Below are 2,678 nucleotides of genomic sequence, written 5' to 3' on the forward strand. Positions count from 1 at the left end.
CGTCACGCACAGCGTGACCTACATCGTCACGCACAGCGTGACCTACATCGTCACGCACAGCGTGACCTACATCGTCACGCACAGCGTGACCTACTTCAGGCCCCACGTTTCGTCGAAGAACCCTTGGCCCATGATCTCACCGGCGTAGATCGAATCGTCATCGGACTCCACGTCCAAGACGGCCCAGTCGGGCAGCATCGCGATTTGACGGGAATTGCTGACGTTGGAAAACTCGCGAAACGTCATGCCGCTGTTGACGACGATGTAGCGCCGCGGGTTCAGCGGGTTGGGATAGCAAAACACGGGGGCGTGATGCACCGGATCAAAACTCTGGTCGCCCACACGCAGCGTCTCACGCGTCCACTGGATCGGAAGCCGGTCGGCGATGTTGAACAGAAACCGATTGCTGCTGAAGTCACCGAAGCAGATCAGGTGGCAGGTTTCGAGGTGGTCGTCGGTCAGATCGCGGTCCAGCACGACTCGCACGTCGCCGCGCATCAGTCGCGACCAACGCTGCTTGAAATACTCCGCCTCGCGATCGATCCAGCGTTGCACTTGGCCATGGCGTGCCGGGCGACTGGGCATGACGATCACAAACCGGTCGCAAAACGCATCGTCAATCGGCCCCTGCAATCCGGGGCGTTTGCGTAGCGTCATCTCATCATCACGCGTCGATGTCCACTCGCCCGATGCGTCTTTCGCCAACGTGCACTGGAATCCACGCAGGTTGCCGGTGTCGTCCACGGAGTAACGTTGGCCGTCGATTTCCATGTCCACCGCGCCGCGACGGCCCGGCCAACCGGTGTCGGAAAAATCGATCTCCAAATGGGTCACCCCGTCGGTCTCGATGCGAAGGCTCTCGTTCTCGCGGTCCAGTCGGGCGTTGACCGCCGCTGCCGTCCAGTGTTCCTGCATCCCGGCAACGCGTAGCCAGCCCGCTTGGCTGTAGCGGAGCGTGTAGGTGACGAAATCAATTTCCGTCTCCGGACCCTGATCGGCTTCGGTGGCCCACTTGGCGATCTGGGCGTCGATCTGCTGTTTCGAGGGATCGTCGATCTTGTGCCCCATCCCCGCCCCGATCACGTAGGGGAACTGAAATCCCAGTTCCTCGGCGCGGGCCGCGACCCGGTCGGCCGCCATCTTCTGTTTGTCGACTTCACCGCTGTAGGCGATCGTCCGAGTTCCCTTCAAGTTCTGGGTCCATGGCAAGACGTCATACCAACGCAGCAATTTTTCTGTGGTCGCGGTGAGAGGGAACGGCGTCGATTGTGTCCAGCCCTGGTAGCGGATTGTGTCGACGAATCCGGCGCCGGGATTGGCCGCCAACCAGCGAAAGGGATCGTGGACGGCCAAGTGCCAGCAACCCGCCCCGCCCATCGAAAACCCGCGGATCGAAACGCGATTCGGATCGATGGCGACGCGAGATTGGATGTCATCGATCGCTTCGTAAACATCGGTCTCGCCGGCAAACTTGAACGCGTTGCAGTGGCGGCCGAACGGATGCAGAACAAACGTGGCCTCGGGCGTGTATTGCCCGGCTTTGGTCATCCGCTCGGTCAGAAACGGAATCTCCGTTTTGGTGTCGCCGCGGCCGTGCAGCCAGACATCCATCCGCATCGGCGTTTCGGCCTGGGCGATCGTGAACCCCGCCGGGACAACAAGGCCATAGGGCTGTACCGAATCATCGATGCGAGAAACAAAACCGGCGACCAAGGGCTGGGGATGGTCGTTGGCATCGGGATCAAATCCCAGCAATTCCAATCCACGTGTCCCCGCGGCCGCTGCGGTGATCCGCCGCGCGGCTTCGTCGAGCAACCGTTCCGCCGCATCGACTTCGCTGTTCTTGAAAAACAAGTTTTGCTCCAGTGCCAGCTGCACCGCTCGGATCAACACGTCGACGTCGCTTTGCCATTGAGACGCATCGGTCGATTCGGCGACCGTGCGGCTGAGTTGCTGACGGATCGATTCGACGCGTTGTTCCAGTGCCGTGCGCCGTGGTGGATCGATCTGGATGCCCGGCGGCGGCAACGGTTTGAAAACAGGCTGTGGAGTCGTCGATTGGGCGATGCCGTTGGCGGCCCACGCAGTCGAAAGCACCAACGCGAGGGTGCAGGCGAAGGCCCGTAGGCTCGCGCCGGACGGCTGATGATCCTTTGCCATCAGCCGGTTCGCGCCAGCGTCCGGGCGCGTTGTGTGGTTGTAGGCCCGTAGGCTCGCGCCAGACGGCTGATGTGCATTTGGTATCAGCCGGTTCGCGCCAGCGTCCGGGCGCGTGGTGTGGTCGTGTGCCCAGGGAATGGCCCGCATCTCAGGTGTCTCCGGCGATCTGAATGACTTGTTCCAGTTGCATCACTCCATCATAGATCGATCGCCCCACGATTGCCGCCGGCATGTTCATTTCGACCAACTTCCGAACGTCGTCGTAGGTCGTCACGCCTCCGCTGGCAACCAAGGGGATATCCGTCGCGTCCGCCATGTCACGCAGTCCGTCAAAGTTCGGGCCGCTCATCATTCCGTCGCGGGCGATGTCGGTGTAAATGATCGCTGCGATGTTGGCCGTTCGCTGTCGCAGGTCTTGGGCCAATTCGATCGCCGGCGTGGAACTGGTTTCCAGCCATCCGTCGGTCGCCACCATGCCGTCCCGCGCGTCGATGCCCGCCGCCAATTTGCCGGGGAAC

General features: G+C 61.7%; 2 protein-coding genes. Both read right to left on the reverse strand.

Annotation, left to right across the window (positions count from 1 at the left end; all coding sequences use genetic code 11):
* Positions 1-90: 90 nt before the first annotated feature.
* Positions 91-2,160 (reverse strand): prolyl oligopeptidase family serine peptidase, encoded by a 2,070-nt coding sequence (locus ABX749_RS28795; protein WP_372899070.1) that lies wholly within the window; start codon positions 2,158-2,160, stop codon positions 91-93.
* Between the two features lie 148 nt (positions 2,161-2,308).
* Positions 2,309-2,678 (reverse strand): HisA/HisF-related TIM barrel protein (locus ABX749_RS28800; protein ID WP_372899071.1); only part of this gene is annotated, 370 nt, incomplete at its 5' end.

The sequence above is a fragment of the Stieleria sp. genome (assembly GCF_041595215.1).
Classification (GTDB): Bacteria; Planctomycetota; Planctomycetia; order Pirellulales; family Pirellulaceae; genus Stieleria; species Stieleria magnilauensis.

What these genes read in the sequence shown, in the direction of transcription:
- ABX749_RS28795 (WP_372899070.1), bottom strand. Translation starts at nt 2,160, where the DNA reads ATGGCAAAGGATCATCAGCCGTCCGGCGCGAGCCTACGGGCCTTCGCC.